Consider the following 20231-nt stretch of genomic DNA (forward strand, 5'->3'; position numbering starts at 1 on the left):
AAGGCCTGCGCCGCACGCCTGCCAGCGCGCGCAACGCAGGCATCGTTTCGCATCCGGGCGGTACTTTTCGCCTAATTTGCCAATTGTCATATGCCACGCGCTTTACTGGCCGCCCGCCGCGTTTTCGAGGTCATCATGCGTATCGGTCCTCTGCAACCTTCTATCGCGCACACTGCCGCGCCGGCACTACCGACGCACACCAGTGCGATCAGCCCGACGCAGGTGCCGCACATGCCGGGCAACACTCCGCCACTGCGAGAAAGGCCGCGTCGCCGCGCCACCAATATGCCCCCGCTGGTGCCGTTGAACGACAGCGCGATGACCGGCAAGCCGGCCCTGGTGGCGCTCGACAGCGAATTCTCAGAGCAGCGTCTGGCCGAAGTGCAGGCGCGCCAGATCACCGTGCAGACACTGCAAGCCAAGCTTGCCACGCATCTTGCGCAGGCCGGCACGGCGCTCAAACCCGACAGCATTGCCGCACGCTTTGCCGCCGGCACACTGGAGCCGGTGTATCTGGATACCGCCGCCTTCAATGCCATGTCGCGCGGGCTGCCCGCACGCGCACGTGCGGCCGCAGGCCCGGTGCTGATCGATGCACAACAAGGTCGCATCATCTTCAATCTGCAGCGCGCGTTTGCCCCTGGCGACACCTTCAGCGACGCGGCGCTTGCCGCGCTTGGCAAGCAGTTGAATCTCTCCGGCCACGGGCTGGCAACGCCGAACTGGCTGCAGCCTGCCGCAGGCACGCCGGGGCGGCGCAAGCTGCAGCAAGCCGCGCGCTATCACGGCCACGAGGTGCCGGCCCGCGACGGTGGCGCCGGGTTCTTCAAGGCCAACGACCATCGCCTGCTGGAAGGCAAGCAAGCGCTGTTGCGCAATCATCGAAAATCGCTCGTGCACGACCACTACTTCGAGGCACCCAGCACGCGTGCGTTCGGAAAGGACGTCATGGTGCATCGCGGGCTGTTCGATAATCACGCCGGCATTCCGGAAAACTCGCTGGCGTCCATCGATCATGCCTACGAGCAGGGCTACCGCAATCTGGAGCTGGACGTCGAAGTCAGTTCCGATGGCGTGCCGGTGTTGATGCACGATTTCAGCATCGGCCGCATGGCAGGCGACCCGCAGAACCGATTGGTGTCGCAGGTGCCGTTTGCCGAGCTGCGTGAAATGCCGTTGGTGATTCGCAACCCGTCTGATGGAAACTACGTCAAGACCGACCAGACCATCGCCGGTGTGGAGCAGATGCTGGAGCACGTGCTCAAAAAGCCCGAGCCGATGTCGGTGGCGCTGGATTGCAAGGAAAATACCGGCGAAGCGGTGGCGATGCTGCTGATGCGCCGGCCGGACCTGCGCAAGGCTGCGGCGATCAAGGTCTATGCCAAGTACTACACGGGCGGCTTTGACCAATTCCTGTCCAATTTGTACAAGCACTACCAGATCAACCCGTTGCACTCGCAGGATGCGCCGCGCCGCGCCGCGCTGGATCGCTTGCTGGCCAAGATCAACGTGGTGCCGGTCTTGAGCCAGGGCATGTTGAACGACGAGCGCTTGCGCGGCTTCTTTCGAAGCAATGAGCAGGGCGCCGCGGGGCTCGCAGACACCGCAATGCAGTGGCTGGACAGCTGGACCAAGATGCGCCCGGTGATCGTGGAGGCGGTAGCCACCGACGACAGCGATGCCGGCAAGGCCATGGAAATGGCTCGGACGCGGATGCGCCAGCCGGACTCGGCCTACGCGAAGGCCGCGTATTCGGTGAGCTACCGGTATGAGGACTTTTCCGTGCCGCGCGCCAATCACGACAAGGACTACTACGTTTACCGCAACTTCGGTGAACTGCAAAAGCTCACCAACGAGGCCTTCGGCGTCAAGCGCACCACGGCCGGCGCGTTTCGCGACGATGGCGAAAGCCTGTTGACCGATCAGCCCGAGGCCGAATTGCTCGCCATCCTGGAAAACCGCGCGCTGGCCCGGGGCCATACCGGCAATGAACTCGACGTGCCGCCGGAAACGCCCATCGATATCAACCGGGATGCCGAGATCGTGAAGCAGCGAACCCAGCAATTTCAGGCCAGCTCCATCCCCGCTGACCCGAACCACATCTCCGCGGTTCGCGAAGGCAAGCAACACGATCACACCGCAGACATGGTCAATGACCCTGCGGCAACGCGTGCGCTGGACAAGCGCGCCAAAGCGCTTGGTTTGCTGACCGACAAATACCGTGGCGCGCCTGTGACCCACTATCTCAATGAGCAGGCCAGGCAGACGGAGACGGATTGAACCTTCCAATCACGGCTTCGGTTGGCAGGTCGAGCGTGTGGGGCAGCATGCAGATGCTCCAAGCCACGCTCGGGCAGCGTCAGGGATTGGGAGAGATCACGCGCCTGTACCGGCAAGCCGGCGCCGGGAGCGGTGGGGCGGCCGATCAGCCGCGTTGCAGTGCCCTGCGTGCAGGTGCCGCGGCGTGCGCTGCCGCGTTACCTGCATACGCATCCGCCGTTGCCTCCCATCGATTCATCGGTGGAGGCGACTGCGTGGCCTGATCGGAATGACCCGCAGACGCCTGCGGTGCGCCATCACGGCGTTGCATGTCGTCCACCGCAAGCATCCACCCATGGCTGGCGCGCCACGTGGCTCAACACGCCGCAATGAATGGCCGGACGGGTGGTCGTGGAGTGCACGCAGCGTGCGTCAAGCGCCCTGTCGTGGGGCAAGTCCGGCCAACCTCCTGCCCCGCACCAACTCCTCACCCAAATCGCATGACCGGTCAAGGCGTGCGCGCCAACGTCAGCGCATTGCGCTCCTGCGCGTCCACTGCCACCAGCCGTTGCATCAGTAGCGACAGCGTCACCACATCCTGGTGGTTGTGTTCGGCCACGCGGCGCAGGTTGCGCGCGCTGCCGCCGCGCAGGTAACTCAACCAGGCGGCCGGGGCCTCGGAGCCGGGCAGGTCGTCTTCGCGCACCACGCGCAGCAGTCGCCGTTCGATGGTGGACAGCTTGCAGTTCTCCCAGGTGCCGCGATAGCGCCGGCGCGTGGGGAACAGCAGATCCACATGGTCCAGTGCAGAAATCGGGTCGCCGCGACGTGCCAGGCGGTAGCGCGTCTTCAGCAGCGGGGCGTCGTAGCAGCGGCCGTTGTAGCTGGACAGGACGGTGCGCGGTGTCAGCCAGGTGCGGAACAGATCCAGCATCGCGCTTTCGGCCGCCATCGTGGACATCATCAATTGACGCACGCGCAGGCCGTTGCCCTGCACGGCATCGACCACCCAATCGGCCACGCCGATCATGAAGGCGCGGGTGCCGGTACCGCCGGCCAGGCCGGTGGTTTCGGTATCGAAGAACAGCAGGTCCATCGGGTCGACGGCATCGTCGCGTTTGGCGAAGGCCAGCGAGAGTGCCTCGGTGGGAATCGCCTGTGGCAGGAACGCCTGGATCAGATGCAGGCCGGGCGCGATCTCGTTGCCAGGCAGAGATCGGTCGGTGGATGGCGCGTGGATGGGTGCATGCGCCGAAACCGCGCGTTCGCGCAGGCCGATCATCTTGCGCAGGCCGGCGATATCGGTGCGGCGCTGTACCGGTGGTGCCGGCGACATCGATGCGGGCGATGTTGTCGCTGTGCTGCGCGCTGTGGGCCAAGGGCGCGCGCTATCCGTATTCGCGGCGATGATTGCATCGACATTCGAAGGCAGCGCCGGCTTGTGGCGCACATCGTGCTCCACCCACGCAAATACCGATGCCTCGCGCGCAGGCGGTGCAGGCATGGGCGCCTGCAAGGCGCGGCGCGTGCGTGTTGATGCGTCGCGCGCCTCGTTGGGGCGACCGGCCACGGCGCCATGACGTGCAGCCGCGTTCTCTCGCAGCGGCAAGCCCGCAGTAGGTAACGCGGCGCTGGAGACCGCGGCCCGCCGTGCACGTGTCGGCATGACCGCATCGTCCTTGCGCGCTGCCGGCGTCAGGCCGCCAACCTGACGGCGCAGCAAGCGCAGACGTTCGGCGCTGACGCCCGTGGCATGACCAGGCGCAGGCGTCGTGCCCTGCGTGTGGGCGCCGGAAGCTGGCTGCGCGGCCTCATCGACAGGCGAGGCATCCGCAGCCTGCGCATCGACCGCCGGCGCATCGTGCAGCGCATCGCCATCGCCATCGTCAGCCTTCGCCGGCGCAGGCACATCCGCCTGCCCGGCCTGACGCCGCAACAAACGCAGCCGGTCCGCACTCACACTCATGCAAGCACGTCCAGCGCCAGGTCCTCGTCCACCTGTGTGGCATGCCGCAATGGCGCATCGGCATCGAACAACAACGCCAGCACCGTCAGCGCCAGCGACTTGGGCGATTCGCCTTTGGCGGCTTCATGTGCGGCCAGCACCGGGCCCACGCAGGCCGGGCAGCCGGCGCTGCAATCGCACCGCCGCACCAATTCGTCCGCGCGCTGCAGCAGCTCGGCCTGGCGCAGCCACAGCGGCTCGCTCAAGCCCACCCCGCCAGGGAAGTTGTCGTACAGATACACCGTGGGCACGAAGGCCTGCTGCAATTCCACCGTGGCCGCATCGCCTTCTTCCACGCCGCGCAGTTGCCCACGCCCGGTCTGGTCGGCCACTGCAAACCAGGCGCCGTCGCCATTGCCCACCGCCTTTTGCAGATCGCGCGCATCGGCCATCACGGCGACCGTGGCGACCACGTGCAGTGCATAGGCAGCGCCCAGAAATCCATCCAGCGCATCCTGCTTGGATGCAAAGGCTTTGCCCAGCGTGGCCTGCGGCAACTGCCACCACACCGCGGTGGTGTGCAATTCCTGGTCGGGCAGATTCACCGGCCCGTAGCCGATGTTTTCGTGCGTGTAGTAGCGGATCTTCTTGTAGCCGGACACGCGCCGCACCACGTGCACTTCGCCGTGGTGGCAATCGCCACGGCCGGCCACGCCGCCGTCGAAGCGGTCCAGCACCTTCAACTTGGTGTAGTCGATGCTGTCGGTGTAGTAGTCCACATGCGTGCGCGTCACGTACGCCTTGCGGCCTTCCCAATCCAGCCGCTCCACCTGGTAGGGCGTGCTCTGCACCATGTGGATGGCGCCTTCGTACAAGGTGAGTGCAGCGGCCGAATAATCCACCTCGGCGATGATCTGCTGCTTGCCGTCGCTCTTGTCCACCACCACAAAGTTGCCATCGGCCACCGAGCGCAGGCTCACCGCATTGGCCGGGTAGCTGTCGGCGATCCATTCCCAGCGGTCGCCTTCCTGGTGGATCACCTCGCTTTCGGCCAGCGCTTCCAGGAACACCAGCGGGTCGATCGGGCCGAATGGCTCGTCGGCAATGAACGGCAGCTCGAAGGCCGCGCAACGGATGTGATCGAACAGGATCAGCGGTTGGTCCGGTGCGGTACGCGCATGTTCGGGCGAGGCATCGGCAAAGAAATCCGGGTGTCGCACCACGTATTGGTCCAGCGGTTGCGAGCTGGCCACCAGCACGCCCAGCGCCGGTTGCTGGCGACGCCCGGCACGGCCGAAGCGCTGCCAGGTGGCCGCCACGCTGCCGGGGTAGCCGTTGAGGATCACCACGTCCAGTGCGCCGATATCCACGCCCAGTTCCAGCGCCGAGGTGGAAATGATGCCGTCGATCGTGCCGGCACGCATTGCACGCTCCACCTCGCGCCGCTCGGTGGGCAGATAGCCGCCGCGGTAGGCGCGAATGCGTGCCGGCTTGCGCGGGTCGTGGTCGAAGATGTCCTTCAGATACTTGGTCAGCACTTCCACCATCAGGCGCGTCTGCGCAAACACCAGCGTCTTCAGGCCGCTCTTGATGGCAATGCGCGCGATGCGGTTGCTCTGCGAACGCGCCGAGGCACGCAGGCCCAGATCCGCATTGACCACCGGCGGGTTCCACAACAGCACATGCTTGTCGCCGGTGGGCGCGCCCGATTCGGTGATGGCATGCACCTGCTCTTCGATCAAGGCCTGCGCGTGCGCATGCGGGTTGCCGATGGTGGCCGAGCACAGGATGAATTGCGGGGTGGCGCCATAGAATGCGCAGATGCGCTTGAGCCGGCGCAGCACATTGGTGACGTGGCTGCCGAACACGCCGCGATAGGTGTGGATCTCGTCGATCACCACATAGCGCAGGTTCTCGAAGAACTGCGCCCACTTGGTGTGATGCGGCAGGATCGCCTGATGCAGCATGTCCGGGTTGCTCACCACGATGTCGCCATGCAGCCGGATCGCCTGGCGCGCATCGCCGGGCGTGTCGCCGTCGAAGGTGAAGGCCTTGACCCCCAGCTCGCCGGCGCGGTTCAACTCCAGCAGCTCGGCCACCTGGTCCTGCGCCAGCGCCTTGGTCGGGAACAGGTACAAGGCCTTGGCGCCGCTGGTCATCGCCGCGCTCACCACCGGCAGCGTGTAGCACAGCGATTTGCCCGAGGCGGTGGGCGTCACGATCGCCACATGCTCGCCGCGCTGTGTCGCTGCCCAGGCATCGGCCTGGTGGCTGTAGAGCTGGCTGATGCCGCGCGCCTGCAGCGCATCGGCCAGTGCGCTGGGCACATCATCGGGGATCGGCGCATAGCAGCCCGCGCGCCCGGGAATGGTGAAGCTGCCGGTGATGCGGTCGTGGTAACGCCGTTCCAGGCGCTGCGTGAGCAACGCGCCGTCGCGGCTGGGCCGGCCGTCGGTGGTGGCCAGCGCGCGTTCGGCGGTTTCGGTGCGGGGAGCGAGGGCAAACGGAGGCATACGGCAAGGGCTCCCAAAGAGGGAGATCAAACGAAAAGGATGTCTCAGGGTATGAGACCGGCGCGCCCGCGCCCAGCCTGCCTCACTGAGCGGATTCAGCAAGCCGGGTATCCTGTCGCCCCCACAGCGTCACGGCTGCCTTGCACGCTGTGGGATCCCCCACACCGAAGAAACGCCGTGCCCGTGCCTGCCAACGTCACTGCTCCGCATTACAAGTCCGTTTCTGCCCGCCGCGCCGATATCGCGGTGCATGCCGCCGGCCTGTTGCTGGCCATCGTCGGCGGCGCCTGGATGGTGGTGCGCGCGCACGCCAACCAGACCATGCTGCTGGCCACCTGCATCTACGCGCTGGGGCTGCTGGTGATGTTCGCCTGTTCGGCGGCCTACAACTTCGCACCGCCGCAGCGCCAGCCGATGCTGCGCAAGTTCGACCACGCCGGCATCTTCGTCATGATTGCCGGCTCCTACACGCCGTTTTTCCTGGTGGCGCTGGACGGCACCTGGCGCTGGGTGATGATCCTCAGCGTCTGGTGCGTGGCCCTGTTCGGCGTGTTCGCCAAGTTGTGCCTGCCCGGCATCGCCAAGGGCTTCTGGGTGGCGATCTATCTGCTGCTGGGCTGGGCCGGCATCGTGGTGATCAACCAGATGATCGCCGGGCTGGACAGCGCGGTGCTGTGGCTCATCGTTGCCGGCGGCGCCTTCTACACCGTGGGCGTGGCGTTCTACGTGCGCAAATCCATGGTCTACAACCGCGCCATCTGGCACGCCCATGTGCTGGGCGGCGCGCTGTCGCACTGGTGCGCCATCTGGCTGTGCCTGCGGCCGTTGGGCGAGGGGTGACCACGCAGTGTGGCGTCCTCGGGCCGGCCGCTTGCCCCGCCCGAAGTGATACTTAATGTCACTGCATGCGCACCGAACTTGTCACCACGCTCAAGCGTCAGGCGACCGAACCCCTTGCAGCTGCAGAGCGCGACAAGGAGCCAATCCTGATCACACAGCACGGTTTACCCAGAGCCTATGTGGTGGATGTTGCCAGCGATGAGCGCATGCAGCAGCGCATTGCGCTCCTGGAAGGAATCGCCCGTGGAGAAATGGCAGTCGCGCAAGGCCGTACGCTGCGCCATGAACAGGCACAGCAACACATGGCGCGATGGCTGAAATAATCTGGTCGGTGCCGGCATTGGCTGATCTGGACGCAATTGCCGACGACATCGCAATCGATAACGCACCCGCTGCAGCGGCGGCGCTGGTCAAATGGGTGTTGCCGCAGGTTGAGCAATTAATTGAACACCCCGACAGCGGAAGCCGGCCACAGGAACTCAAGCGCTCGCGCTATCGCCAGATTGTCGAACCACCTTGCCGCGTGTTCTACCGCGTGGATGGGCAGCACATTGTGCTGGTGCACGTCATGCGGTGGGAGCGCGCGCTTCGCAGGAACCGTCTTTCACGCTAAGAAGAGCGGCCAACAAAACCACGGCACAGCCACCAGGCGGGCGCGGCCGGTGCTCGGTGCGGCATGCACCGCGCCGACACGTCGGTTGTGAGTGCGCCGTCCACATCCAGCTGACGACTGCTCGCCACCGTCTGTTAGCCGCTCTACGGCCGGCAGGCACTCCAAGCGACTGCCGCATCCCATCATTCCACCACGCGCGGTGCCAACAGATCATCCAATCCCACACGGTGCAGCATCTCTGCGCGCAGGCGATCGAGGACCGCAAAGCCCACGTCCGCGCCATCGCCCGCCGGGTCGATATGCACCCGGAACGGCCGCTTGCCGAACGGTGCGTTCACCACCTGCACGATCGCCTGCGCCACCTCGGCCACGTCGGCGTCTTCGGGCACCAGGCGCGCAAATGCCTGCTGCACCTGTTCGCCAAAGCCCGCATACGGGCCGGCCTCGTACGCAGCGGCGCGCGCGGCATCGTCGGGCGTACCGGCATGGGCAAAGTGGTTGGTGCCCCTGGTGAAGGCGCCGGGCACGACGATCGAGGTCTCGACGCCCCAGCGTGCCAACTCGCGTGCGTACTGCACCGCCAAGGCATCCATCGCCGCCTTGGCCGCGAAGTAAGGGCCCAGATACGGCGGTGTGCCGCCTGCCGAGCTGCTGCTGGACACCCACACCAACAGGCCCTGCTGCTGTGCCCGCAAGTGCGGCAGTGCCGCGCGGTTGACCCGCTGGGTGCCCAGCACGTTGATGTCGTAGACCTGCGCCAGCTGTTCGGCGGTGAACGCTTCGGCCGGGCCGAACACCATGTGCCCGGCGTTGTGCACCACCACGTCCAGCCCACCGGCCTGCGCCACGATGGATGCCACCGCCGCGTCGGCCGAGGCCTGCGATTGCACGTCCAGCTCGACCGTGTGCAAGGCCAGCTGCTGCTTGCCCGCCAAGTCGGCCATCTCCTGCACCACGCCGGCATTGCGGCCGGCGGTATCGCGCATGGAGGCGTAGACGGTGTGGCCGGCGGCGGCCAGCGCTTGTGCGGCCAATCGGCCAAAGCCGCTGGACGCGCCAGTCACCAGAATGCGTTTGCGCATGTCATTGCTCCTTGAGAGGGAAAGCCAGCAGCGTGCGCACTGCCGCGCGCCACAGCGGGTCAGACCATGCCGCCGTTGGCGCGCAGGACCTGGCCGTTGATCCAGCCGCCATCCGGGCCGACCAGGAACGCCACCGCTGCCGCGATGTCGTCCGGGCAGCCAAGACGTTCCAGCGGGTTGGCCTTGGACAAGCGTTCGATCAATTCCGGCGACTTGCCGTCCAGGAACAGCGCCGTGCCGGTCGGGCCAGGCGCCACCGCGTTGACGGTGATGGCACGCCCGCGCAATTCCTTGGACAGGATCGCCGTCAGCGTTTCCACCGCCGCCTTGGTGGCCGCATACACCCCGTAGGTTTCCAGCTTCAGGCCGACCACGCTGGTGGACAGGTTGACGATGCGGCCGCCGTCGCGCAGCCGTCGTGCGGCCTGGCGCAGCGTGTTGAAGGTGCCTTTCAGATTGATCGCGATGTGTTTGTCGAACAAGGCATCGTCGCTGTCGGCCAGCGTGGCCAGCTGCATGATGCCGGCGTTGTTGACCAGCACATCCACGCCGCCGAACGCAGTCTCGGCCGCGGCAAACAGGCGCTCGACGGCGACCGGGTCGCTGACATCGGCCTGCACGCTGATCGCGCGGCCACCGGCCGCTTCGATGCTGCGCACCAGTTGATCGGCCTCATCCGCATGGCCGGCATAGTTGAGCACGACGGCAAAGCCATCGCCGGCCAATCGCTGCGCGATGGCAGCGCCAATACCGCGGGAGGCCCCGGTAATCACTGCAACAGTGTGCTGCTGAGTCATGCATGTTCTTCCGTTATGCCGCGGGCTGCGGCGTTGCGGAACTATCCACTGCAATGACACGATAATCATCACACTAAACTGCACAGCACTGTTTCCAGCGCCCGAACAGTGGGCAAGGAGTGTCATGGATCGGTTCGACGCCATGCGGTTGTTCGTGCGGATCGTGGAGCGGCGCAGCTTCACTGCAGCGGCCAACGACATGGAAATTCCGCGCTCCACCGCCACCAAGGTCATCGCCGAGATGGAAGCGCGCCTGGGCGTGCGCCTGTTACAGCGCACCACGCGCGTGGTGCGGCCCACGCTCGATGGCGAGCTCTTCCATCAACGCTGCATGCGCATCCTCGACGACGTGGACGATGCCGAAGGCAGCTTCCGTGGCGTGGCACCCAAGGGGCTGCTGCGGGTGGAAGTGCAGGGCACGCTGGCGCGGCACTTCCTGCTGCCCGGATTGCCGGCGTTCTTTGCGCACTACCCGCAGATCCAGCTGGTGATGAGCGAGAGCGACCGCTGGGTGGATCTGGTGGAAGAAGGCATCGACTGCGTACTGCGCTATGGCCCGCTGCGCGACAGCGAACTGGTTGCACGCCGCATGGCCATGCTCGAACGCCTCACCTGCGCCACGCCGCAATACCTGCAACGTTTCGGCATGCCTGCGCAGCTGGAAGCGCTGGAACACCACCGCATGGTTGGCTTGCGTTCGATCACCACCGGCGTGGTCACACCGCTGGAATTCCAGACCGCCCTGGGGCTGCGTACCTTCGCATTGCCCAGCCCGCTCAGCGTCACCGGGACCGAAAGCTATCTGGCCGGCATCCGGCTTGGCCTGGGCATCGCGCAGGTGCCGCGCTTCCATGTGGCGCACGACCTGCAGCAAGGCACTCTGGTGGAGATCCTGCGCGATACCCCGCCGCCGTCCAACCCGGTGTCGCTGCTGTATTCCCGCGCCCGCCAGCCGTCGCCACGCGTGCGCGTGTTTCTGGACTGGGCCGCTGGCGAATTTGCCAAACAGGCCGGCGTGACGCAGCCAGTCGGGTAGTCGCGCTGGAGCGCTGCATCGGCATGGGCTGGGCAGGGCACCTGCGTTGACGCTTCACCGCTGTGGCACGCGCACACCCACACCAAACCCCTGCATCGGCAGACCCGGCTCTTCAGGCGCGCGCCGCTGCACCCACATATCGCCCATCATGCGGTCCAGCCCGCGGCCCAATCCGGTCACCAACCCGGCGCCTGGGGTAAAGGTGAGTTCGCCGAAATACACCTGCCCGTGCTGGATATACCAATCCACCCGCACGTAATCGAAGTCGCTGGCCAGCACCTTGCTCAGTTCCAGCGCTTGCTCAAGCAACTCCGGCGCACATGGCGGTGCGCGGCCGTCGTCGCGGATGCGATGGAACGCATCGTGCAAGTTGCCGACGAAAAACGTCATCGACAATTTCGGCGTGTCGAAGCGGCCGTAGATCACCTGCAACACGTATTTGAACGTGCCATCGGCCTGGCCAAACATGTGGAACTTGTAGTCCACCGGCACCTGCTGCGCATCGCCGATATATTTTTCCACCAGAATGCGCGGCGGAATATCGCGGTAATGGATCTCGCGCACCATGTCGGAAAAATCGGTGCGCATCCATTGGCCGCAACGCGCGATGATGCGGCGTTTCTGCTGCGCGTCCGGCTCATCGCGCACTACCTCCACCATGGCCGCGCCGTGGTTGGCCTTGATCACCGTCTGCTGCCACTGCGGCAAGCGCAGCAAATCTTGCGGGTCGGTGGTATCCAGCAATAGCGGGATCAAATGCGCCTGGCCGATCCTGGCCGCCACATACGGCCGCACCGCGAACTTGTCGGCCAGCCGCTGGTATTGCGGGTAATCACCGTGCACACACTTGCGGTAGAGGATCTTCTCGTTGAAGCATTTCGGTGCGTACAGATCGGGCAGGCGTCCAAACGTATGCAGGAAGTACAGCCGGTCCTGGTGCCGCCAGGGCAAGGTGCGTACAAGGCTGCGCGCGCCCTTGCGTAGCAGACGCTTGAGGTTGGCTGCGTCTGCCGTGGTGCGCGTCGGCGCGGCCGGGGGGCCAATCCCTGCTGGCCGTGCCAACCCCGGCAGCAGTGCAGCCCATGGCTGGGCCGACGCCCGCTCTGCACCCACCGGCCGCGTGTGCAGCCCCGTTCCGTTCTCGCCCATGGCCAGCTCCCTCCTCGAATATGAGACACCCATCACACTTTCGTGTGTTGTTCGCCACGGTATACGAGAAAAGAACGACAAACGTCACGCATTGTCTCAAGCAGCCCAATTACGCAAACATCGCTGTGTTTTCGGTCCAGAAATGCCGAAATTGCCGGCTGTTGGGTCTGCTTTGATGCGTTGCGGAAGCAGGTGCAGGCGCCACCGCCAAAACCTGGGGACATCCACCGGCGGTCGATCAGACCCAAAGCCATGAGCCATGCATTGCGCGCGGCCAAAGTCCAAACGCCTGCCAGTGCAATGCCATGCGCCCGTCTGCTGCCAGCCCGCCTCGCCGCCAGCGAACGCTGCTATGCAGGCATGTATTTGCTGCGCCTTCGCCACGCGCAGCGGGTCAATGGCATGGCTGAGATAAAAAGCGGCAGCAGCGTGCAGCGGACTTGACCGCGCCATCGCTGCCGCGCAAGGTGCAGGCTCAAGGAGCAACGCAGCTGCGGCATGTGCACCCCGCACATCTTGCATGCATCAGGACAGCCCTATGAACGTCGTTAGCACCGCACTGATCGCGCTCCCCGTCGTGGCACTCAGCAGCTGCACCGACGCGCCGCCGCCAGTGCACACACCCTCGGCCATCGCGCCCACGGCCCACGCGCGCACCGCCAGCGGCAGTGCCGCACCGAACAACGTCTCGCGGTCACCGGCTACGCGTGTAGCGCAGACCCATGCCGCCACAACGCCGTATCTCTGCAATCCCGGCTCAGGCGCCTGCATCGCTGGCGGCCCATTGCTGGCCAGCTCGCAGGCAGAAGCGCACTGGCTGATTGCCCACGGCTACCCGTCGCCGACCGAGCACGCACGCTTGAGCAAGCTGGATCTGGCCCAGTTGCAGGCCGAATCGCAGGCGGGCAATCCGGCGGCCACTGTGCTCTACGGCAGCAAGACCGCACTTGGCGGCCGTTTCGAGAGCGGCGTGGCCACATTGCGAAAGGCCGCAGCCACCGGAAATATCTACGCCTACTATGGGCTGTCCGAGGTCTACAACGGCGACACCCTGCAAAAGAGCCTGGTCGAGAGCGCAGCGTATCTGCGGCTCGCCTATCTGCTCGGCGATCGCAAGGCATCGGCGGCCATCGCACAAAGAGGTTTGAGCGGTATCGAAAGCGTCGTTGCAGATGAGCGTGCGGCAGCGCTGTACCAGACCTTTGTCAACTCCTCGCGCCCGTCTCCGCGGCCGTTTGAGTGATGCGTGATGGCGGGCGACAGGTTGCTGCACGACCCCGGACGCGCGGCCGCGCAGGGTGCATGCGCGGCCAGCAAACGCTGGTGCGGTTGCACGTCATGACCAGCGCGGCATCATGCAAGCGAGGTCATGACGCGCGCGCATCATCGGCACACAGGCACGCAGGCACGCAGGCAGCTTGCAGACCTGCCAATCACAATGACGCGGCAGCCGTAGCCTGGTGTGCGCCGGGTCATCTACATGCAGCTGCTTTTGCGGCAAACAACCGCGCACCAATTGCGCGCGCTGTGTCGAAGTGCGATTGCGGAAAGCCCGCATCCGGCACTGTCAGCAGTTCCGAGGTGCGTACCGGCGCACCGCAGAAATCGAAGATGCCGTGATTGATCTGTGTCTTCATCGCACCGAAGTAGCCGTGCCGCGCGTAGGTGCGCTCGTCTGCGCCGCCGATGGCCAGCATGTGGACGTCCAGGTGCTGTAGCTTCTTCATGATCTTGCCGTCGGCGCTTTCGTCGAACGCCCAGCCCAGCGTAAACACCCGGTCGATCCAACCTTTCAGCAACGCCGGAAACGACCACCAGTAAATCGGGAACACCAGCACCAGCGCATTGGCCCGGTCCAGCCGCGCGTGTTCGGCCGCTACATCTGGCGCAGGTGCCGCGCGCTGCTGAAAGAGCGCGATGTCAGCCTGGTTGAAGCGCGGGTCGAAACCCTCCTGCGCCAGGTCAGCAACCTCGACCGTGTGGCCGCCGCCGGCCGCCTCCAGCCCAGCGCTCACCTGCGCGGCAATGGCGTGCGTCAGCGAGCGCGGCTCGGGATGTGCAACAACAATCAGGGCATGCATGTAGGTAATCACTCCAGGGAGAAGACAAGCACGGCTTTACCTGCAGCCGCATCAACGCGACAGAATGCTAACGACCCGTTGCAAAAGCGCTGTCAACACGAAAGGTGATGTGGTCAGTCAGCGAGCAAAGCCAGCGACGTCGCCCGACCACGCTCACATGGCGCCTCGCGTGCGTCGAAGGAGGCGCACTATCCAGCAGTGCCCAAGGCGTCCAATACGTCGTCCACCTGCTTAGCCAACTGCTGCATGCAATGCGCCCACTGCCGTAGTGGAATGGCCGGCACGCCCATGGTGCTTTCGTCGCACGAACGCGGTGTGGCCAAGGTAGCGAGCAGGCGCAGCTGGTCGCATACGCATAGCAGGCGGTATTGCGTGCCTTCGGACATCCAGTAGCGGGTTCGTCGTGCATGCCGCTCTCCTTGCCATGGCGTGGCTCCCGCTGCACAACGCAGCGGGATGCCGGGAGGCTAGGAACCGCAGACAGCTGGCGGGCTTGGTGTAGTGTTCGTCGCCCTCCCGGCGCAAGAACGCCGAGCAGTACCAGGCCTTTTGGCCGGACACAAAAAACCCACCAAATTCGCGGAGGTGGGTGCCGCTGTCTGTGTGGAGTTCTAGGCTCCGAACGGGAGTGTGCGGGCGGTGGTGGCTAGGGGCAAGTTGCAACACTCGCCCTGCGCCGGTGCGCAACTGGCATACGCGTACTGCGTGTTGGGCGTGTATCGAGCGACGTGAGGTGATGCAACGCAGACCGTAATCCGGCTCCGATGGTGTCGTAGCGCTCCGGAAGCGTGCGATCTAGCGGGACAGGCTGCCCTGGCTAGGCTCGTTCATTCCACGTGCCAGCTCTTGCTGCTGTGTCAGGGCTCTTTCTTGCGCGATGGCTTGGTTGGCCGCCAGGAGTTTCTGGTCCGACTGTTCCACCGGGGTGCGAATTGCCTGGTCGATCTCCACGTGCACACGCTTGTGCCCAGGGTCATCCAGCCGCCCTTCTACCGCAAACACGTTGCCGGTCTTGCCCATCACAACATGGTCCACGCGGCTCAACGCATTGTCTGCCAGCGAGCGATCCCCCGCAGCCGGGTAGGCCTCGCGGTTGTCCTTGCACACGGCCAGCAGGCTACGGCTGACGCGCTCGCTCATGTCGTCGTACGGCTTGCCCACGCTATCGTCGATCTTGCGGACGCCACTGCGAATCTGCTCCAGCATGCGGTGATCCGGGTGCGCAGGATCGTCCGGCCCAAGCGAACCCGTTGCAGCAGGCGCACTGGGCACGACCGGAACATAGGTATGGTCGTGCGCGGGACTGACGCTTCCATCCTGGGTATGGTCGAAATGATGCAGCGTGGACGGCCTGGTACTTGTGTCCTGATACGGAAACGGTGACTTGTTGACGCCTCGGTCGAGCCCTTCGTTCTCGATCAAATGTTCTTTGAGCCCCAGCGCTGCCATATCGATGGTCACCTGCGGCCGGGCACCTTGATACATCACGTTCGCACGGTCTTCGGCCTGCAGAATCTGCTCTACAGCCCAGGTGCCGTAGTAATTGGTGTAATCCGCAGTGGGCTGCAGCTGGCCAGCTTGATTGCGGTGCTCGCCGAGGCCTACCGGGTGCTGGCCTGGCTGCGCGTAGAGGGGAGATGGACGGTCGAAGTAATGCTGGCCCATTGCGGCGATGTTGCTGACCGTTGGAGACAAACTGCCATCCTGATTGAAGCCGAGGCCAGGATTTGCCACTGCCTTAGTGGTAAGCGGATCCCTGTGTACGAAATCTAGCGTCCTCGCATTCTTGGTGTTTAACATGAGATCAAGGCCATTGGCAGTCGGATTAGACTGTCTTTCGTGGCTGAGTAACGCATTCCAACCCGCGATTTCTGCTTTCGCTTCGTCCTCGCGTCCCGACTGGATATATGAACGCAGCTCGTTGGTGTAGTCGTGCACAGGAGTCTTGGCGATTGCCTGACTCCTTACATCATTCAGAAAGTTGGCGGTAGCTTTTGTTTTATCCGCATGATTAAAGCTGTGTTGAATTTCATGCCCAAGTACGAACACCATATCTTTCTCAGAGAATCTGCCCTGAGGGTTGTTGGCAGATGCTGTCTGCAAGCCAATCGGCGGCAAATTCATAACCTTGTTGTTGCCATTATAGGTCCCGCCGGCGGAGACACCCGGTCCAACAAATCCAAAGCTCTCAAGTTGTGCACGTTTCGGGCTTGATGTATCCGAAGGATCGACGGTGGTTGCCGCTTTCTTAAGCTGATCAGCAAGGAACGGTGATCTGTTTAGCGTGGACTGCAAGTTGTCCACCATATCCTGCGTCACAGGATGACTGACTCTGGCCACATCTTGATACGTGCTCCGAGCAAACACCAGAGTCATATGTTGGACTTGCAGCGTAGCCTTTAAATCACTACTAGGAGTTGTGCCTGCTGGCTGAAAGCTTGCCGTCGGGAGCGTGATAACTCCGCTTTGCATGTCGTAACTGCCCACTAAATTTGGGGCTCTATTAGCTGATGACTGTAAGGAAAATCCCTGCAAATGCCCTTGTTTAGCCTCTTTCTCGAACTCTTTAAGAAGCGTTGTGTTGGAGATAATTGCCGTGCGCAGTTGCTGTGCTTGATCCCGCGTCACACTTGGATCAGTTGAGAAACGGGCAAGCGCTGCTTCGAGTTGGGGGCTGACGGCTGCCATCTTTCGTTCCTTGTTGATTAGTTCAACGTACCGATAGATTTGACGCAAAGTCGACCAGGCTCACGGACCACAATGTTCCTCGGGACAACGGAAATAACGATATCCCCACCAACTCCATCTTTTGCAAATTTTGTGTAACGCCAATCCTCAAGCTGACCAATCGGTCCGTAAGTGGGTGAGGCATTAAAGCCCATTGCTTTAAGTGCCTTGTCATAATGATCAAAATCAAGCCCGCAGACAGGAGACATATTAGACCAATCGTCTTTATCGTTTTGAAAAGTCAAGTCCACGCCTTTTAAAAGCGAGGGCGATTCTGGAACATAGGTAAATGCATAGCGCCACCCATCTTGCAGATCGATGCTCCAGTACGCCACTGACAGCTCTGCTGGATCTGGTTTCTTAAGAGTGATCCCCATAACTTCCCGAATACGTTCGGGACTCAGGTCATCACGGGACTCTAGCCCCTCGATCAGTTTCAAGAACCGATTGCCTATTTCTTCAGCGCTAAGCGTAATTTTGTTGGCGGTGACAGCCTCTGGCAAAGTCATGTCAGCGTGCTCCTTCGGAAGCGGCTTCAGTGGTCCATGGGCACAAGCACTTAGTGCAGGTGCGCAGAGTGCGGTTAGGAAGAGCAGGGCTGCTCGGGGGAAGCGCATTGGCAGATCCTAAGGGGTGACAGACGCAGCATACAATGTGTGAATTCATACGTAGAAAAGCTGGCGAGAGCTGCTTCGAGTTGCGGGCTAGGCGTTGCCATCAGCTTCCGTCCTTGGTTAGTTCAGTGTTCCAATTGATTTGACACATAGCCTGCCGGGAGAACCTGGCACTTCATTTTGAGGAAGGAGCGAAATCACAATGTCGTTTCCGCTTCCGTCTTTCGCGAACCTAGCAAACCGCCAGCTTTGTAGTTGGCCGATCTCACCATGCACGGGCGAATCCACAAATCCCAACTCAATAAGCGAACTTTTGTATTCCTCAAAATCGACGCAGTTATCTTGAAGACTTGAAGATCCTTCATCCTCGTTGACAAAAGACAGACCAATGCCCTGCTTGAGAGCACGAGACTCGGGAGTAAGCTCCAATAAGTAGCTCCAGCCATTACTAAGCGCTTGGCCGTGGATATACGACTCAAGAGCCTCAGAGGGGAAGGAAACTTTTTTCAGAGAAATGCCAGTGACTTCGCGGACCCGATCGACTGTCAGATCTTTCCTGGAGTCCAACCCGCCCAGCAGTTTCAAAAATCTTTCGCCAATCTCAACAGCGCTGAGCGTAGGGTTGACCATTGAAGTATCAGGCGTCGTCATTGCACGCGGCTTTTTTGGAAGTGGCGAAGTAGGTTTAACAAGTGTATGTGCGCATGCACATAGCGAAGTTACGCAGAGGATGGCAACTGAGAACATTGCAACCTTGGTGGGTCTCATACGCGATCCGTACACGTAGGCAGGTCATCGTACTTGAGCAAGGCAGGTCGCGGGATCACTTCCGCGCAAAGGATTCACTCATAGCATCGCTGCTCCACTGAGCATGTGACTCAGCGGCAGATCGGTGCACGCATACCATCTCGAATCCGTCCAGACGACGTCCCCCCGCCCTGAGTAGCGGTCGGGTTTAGAGTCCGGGGTTGATGATATCGGTGTTTGCCAGATGTTGGGCATAAGCGGACGGCGTCATGCCGCCAATTGCTTTCTTCGGTCGGTCCTCGTTGTATTCGCGTCGCCAGCGTTCGATCTCGGTGCGCGCGTGCAGCAACGTCGGGAACCAGTGCTCGTTGAGGCATTCGTCGCGTAGTCGGCCGTTGAACGATTCAACATAGGCGTTTTGATTTGGCTTGCCGGGTTGGATTAGCCGTAGTTGCACACCACGGGCATGTGCCCAGACGACCATCGCTTTGCCGCAAAACTCCTTGCCGTTGTCGGTGCGGATCACCTTCGGTAAACCGCGACTGTGTGCCAACCGATCCAGCACGCGCGCAACGCCGTGCCCGGAGATCGCGCGTTCCACCTCGATGGCGACCGCTTCGTGCGTTGCGTCGTCCACGATCACCAGACACTTGATCACTCGGCCGTCGGCGGAGCGGTCGAACACGAAGTCCATCGACCACACCTGGTTGGCCTGCGCTGGCCGCAGCAGCGGCTGACGCTCGCCAACCGGCACCTTCTTGCGCTTGCGGCGCCGCACTTGTAGCTGCTGCTCGCGATACAACCGCTCCACGCGCTTGTAGTTCACCAGGCGTCCTTCCTGTCGCAGCTTGAGATAGATCATCCCCACGCCGTAGCGGCGATGGCGATGCGCCAACGCAAGAATGCGCTCGCGCAGTTCGCCATTGCGGTCTTGGCGTGGGCAATAGCGCAGCGCGCTGGCGCTCATGCCGATCGCCGCCAAGGCGCGACGCTCGCTGGCACCACGCCCGATCCACTCGCGCACCAGCGCACGACGCGCCGGTGCGCTCACCACTTTTTTCGCAACGCATCCTTGATCAGGTCGTTCTCGAACAACTGCTCGGCCAGCAACTTCTTTAGCCGCGCGTTCTCGGCCTCAAGATCCTTGAGCCGCTTGGCGTCGGGCACGCTCATTCCGCCGAACTTGCTGCGCCACAGGTAATACGAGGCCTCGCTGAAGCCATGCCGCCGGCACAGATCCTTGATCGCCACACCGGCATCAGCTTCGCGCAGGAAGCCGATGATCTGTTCTTCAGAAAAACGCTTCTTCACGTCCAATCTCCTTGGGGTAGGGAATTGGACTCCAAACTGAGGTGCTACTCAAAATTGGGGGGACGTCGCAGACATAACGTAATCGGCCCGGGTCGAAGTCGCGATGATCTTGAGCAGCCACGTCACCTGCGGGAACACTACGCGTTCCTCTCTGCTGTCTTCCATCAACCACAGCTCCGATGTCTTTCGGATGCTGGTGAAGTTAGGGATACTAACTCTTGTTGTCAACAGGCAGATTCTTCGAAAAGCGTGGCTTCCAAACGGTATCGCTTGCTCTAACTCATGCCCTTCAAAGCAGCCGACGTCACCACTCATCGCGTCGCCTCGACGGCATGCCTGTCGCGCTCATGCCGCTGCGCCGCTTCCAGCGCCGCCACGAATCCTGCATCGGCATCGGTACATGGGCTTGTAGGTGCAGGTGCCGATGTCTTCTGCAATGCGGAAGCCTTCGCCCAGGCTGCTGCATTGGTGCGGTTCGCATTGCCGCGTGCTGCACCGTGTAGCAGCTGGCGTGAGG

Annotated in this window: 17 protein-coding genes, 1 other RNA gene and 1 pseudogene; 8 read left to right on the top strand and 11 right to left on the bottom strand. The window is 62.9% G+C overall.

Annotation, left to right across the window (positions count from 1 at the left end; all coding sequences use genetic code 11):
- Positions 1-90 precede the first annotated feature (90 nt).
- A complete protein-coding gene (gene avrBs2 / locus ACCQ15_RS00260; protein WP_372381074.1) occupies positions 91-2280 on the top strand; it encodes a type III secretion system effector avirulence protein AvrBs2 in 2190 nt (729 codons plus the stop codon).
- A gap of 487 nt (positions 2281-2767) precedes the next feature.
- Here avrBs2 and ACCQ15_RS00265 read toward each other — a convergent pair whose 3' ends face one another.
- Both ACCQ15_RS00265 and ACCQ15_RS00270 read right to left on the bottom strand, forming a co-directional pair.
- Positions 2768-4225, bottom strand: coding sequence for a ribonuclease H-like domain-containing protein (locus ACCQ15_RS00265; RefSeq protein ID WP_372381075.1), 1458 nt, complete (start codon positions 4223-4225; stop codon positions 2768-2770).
- Entirely contained in the window at positions 4222-6717 is a 2496-nt protein-coding gene (locus ACCQ15_RS00270; RefSeq protein WP_169306446.1) for a DEAD/DEAH box helicase, read from the bottom strand. The genes ACCQ15_RS00265 and ACCQ15_RS00270 overlap by 4 nt, the downstream gene beginning before the upstream one ends.
- A 177-nt stretch (positions 6718-6894) precedes the next feature.
- Between ACCQ15_RS00270 and trhA the strand changes: the two genes are divergently transcribed.
- The 4 genes from trhA to ACCQ15_RS00290 all read left to right on the top strand — a co-directional run bounded on the left by trhA (position 6895) and on the right by ACCQ15_RS00290 (position 8310).
- Positions 6895-7557, top strand: coding sequence for a PAQR family membrane homeostasis protein TrhA (trhA, locus tag ACCQ15_RS00275; protein ID WP_011345814.1), 663 nt, complete (start codon positions 6895-6897; stop codon positions 7555-7557).
- Between the two features lie 65 nt (positions 7558-7622).
- The gene (locus ACCQ15_RS00280) at positions 7623-7880 is read left to right on the top strand and encodes a type II toxin-antitoxin system prevent-host-death family antitoxin (RefSeq protein ID WP_008574056.1); all 258 of its coding nucleotides are present in this window, start codon (positions 7623-7625) and stop codon (positions 7878-7880) included.
- Complete coding sequence (locus ACCQ15_RS00285) at positions 7868-8170, top strand: type II toxin-antitoxin system RelE/ParE family toxin (protein ID WP_218540448.1); 303 nt, start codon at positions 7868-7870, stop codon at positions 8168-8170. Before ACCQ15_RS00280 ends, ACCQ15_RS00285 begins: the two co-directional genes overlap by 13 nt.
- 63 nt (positions 8171-8233) lie before the next feature.
- Positions 8234-8310: non-coding RNA, sX9 sRNA (locus ACCQ15_RS00290), on the top strand.
- Between the two features lie 42 nt (positions 8311-8352).
- Here ACCQ15_RS00290 and ACCQ15_RS00295 read toward each other — a convergent pair.
- Entirely contained in the window at positions 8353-9252 is a 900-nt protein-coding gene (locus tag ACCQ15_RS00295; protein WP_218488958.1) for an SDR family NAD(P)-dependent oxidoreductase, read from the bottom strand.
- A gap of 59 nt (positions 9253-9311) precedes the next feature.
- Positions 9312-10049: an SDR family oxidoreductase gene (locus tag ACCQ15_RS00300; RefSeq protein WP_008574050.1), complete on the bottom strand. Its 738-nt coding sequence runs from the start codon at positions 10047-10049 to the stop codon at positions 9312-9314.
- Positions 10050-10173: 124 nt separating this feature from the next.
- Between ACCQ15_RS00300 and ACCQ15_RS00305 the strand changes: the two genes are divergently transcribed.
- On the top strand, positions 10174-11085 hold the full coding sequence (locus tag ACCQ15_RS00305) for a LysR family transcriptional regulator (protein ID WP_372381076.1): 912 nt from the start codon (positions 10174-10176) through the stop codon (positions 11083-11085).
- A gap of 54 nt (positions 11086-11139) precedes the next feature.
- On the opposite strand, the gene ACCQ15_RS00310 is transcribed toward ACCQ15_RS00305, so the two are convergent.
- Entirely contained in the window at positions 11140-12234 is a 1095-nt protein-coding gene (locus ACCQ15_RS00310) for an ATP-grasp fold amidoligase family protein (RefSeq protein WP_071117541.1), read from the bottom strand.
- A 252-nt stretch (positions 12235-12486) separates the two neighbouring features.
- Between ACCQ15_RS00310 and ACCQ15_RS00315 the strand changes: the two genes are divergently transcribed.
- Together ACCQ15_RS00315 and ACCQ15_RS00320 are read left to right on the top strand one after the other, a co-directional pair.
- Positions 12487-12678, top strand: coding sequence for a hypothetical protein (locus tag ACCQ15_RS00315; protein ID WP_031420501.1), 192 nt, complete (start codon positions 12487-12489; stop codon positions 12676-12678).
- A gap of 115 nt (positions 12679-12793) precedes the next feature.
- Positions 12794-13477, top strand: coding sequence for an SEL1-like repeat protein (locus tag ACCQ15_RS00320; protein WP_218196703.1), 684 nt, complete (start codon positions 12794-12796; stop codon positions 13475-13477).
- A 229-nt stretch (positions 13478-13706) separates the two neighbouring features.
- Here ACCQ15_RS00320 and ACCQ15_RS00325 read toward each other — a convergent pair whose 3' ends face one another.
- From ACCQ15_RS00325 to ACCQ15_RS00350, 6 genes and pseudogenes are all read right to left on the bottom strand, one after another.
- Positions 13707-14315 carry an NAD(P)H-dependent oxidoreductase gene (locus ACCQ15_RS00325; RefSeq protein ID WP_014088904.1) on the bottom strand — a complete coding sequence of 203 codons (609 nt, stop codon included), beginning with the start codon at positions 14313-14315 and terminating at the stop codon, positions 13707-13709.
- A gap of 188 nt (positions 14316-14503) precedes the next feature.
- Positions 14504-14724: pseudogene (locus ACCQ15_RS00330) on the bottom strand (XAC0095 family protein).
- Between the two features lie 386 nt (positions 14725-15110).
- On the bottom strand, positions 15111-16943 hold the full coding sequence (locus tag ACCQ15_RS00335; protein ID WP_372381521.1) for an XVIPCD domain-containing protein: 1833 nt from the start codon (positions 16941-16943) through the stop codon (positions 15111-15113).
- A gap of 77 nt (positions 16944-17020) precedes the next feature.
- Positions 17021-17659: a hypothetical protein gene (locus ACCQ15_RS00340; protein WP_372381077.1), complete on the bottom strand. Its 639-nt coding sequence runs from the start codon at positions 17657-17659 to the stop codon at positions 17021-17023.
- A gap of 117 nt (positions 17660-17776) precedes the next feature.
- Positions 17777-18424, bottom strand: coding sequence for a hypothetical protein (locus ACCQ15_RS00345; RefSeq protein WP_031420505.1), 648 nt, complete (start codon positions 18422-18424; stop codon positions 17777-17779).
- Positions 18425-18611: 187 nt separating this feature from the next.
- A protein-coding gene (locus ACCQ15_RS00350; RefSeq protein WP_372166127.1) for an IS3 family transposase occupies positions 18612-19714 on the bottom strand; the annotation gives its coding sequence in 2 pieces (ribosomal slippage) (positions 18612-19456 and positions 19456-19714; 1104 coding nt in all).
- Positions 19715-20231: the final 517 nt, after the last annotated feature.

Source organism: Xanthomonas sp. NCPPB 1754 (assembly GCF_041475725.2).
Classification (GTDB): Bacteria; Pseudomonadota; Gammaproteobacteria; order Xanthomonadales; family Xanthomonadaceae; genus Xanthomonas; species Xanthomonas euvesicatoria.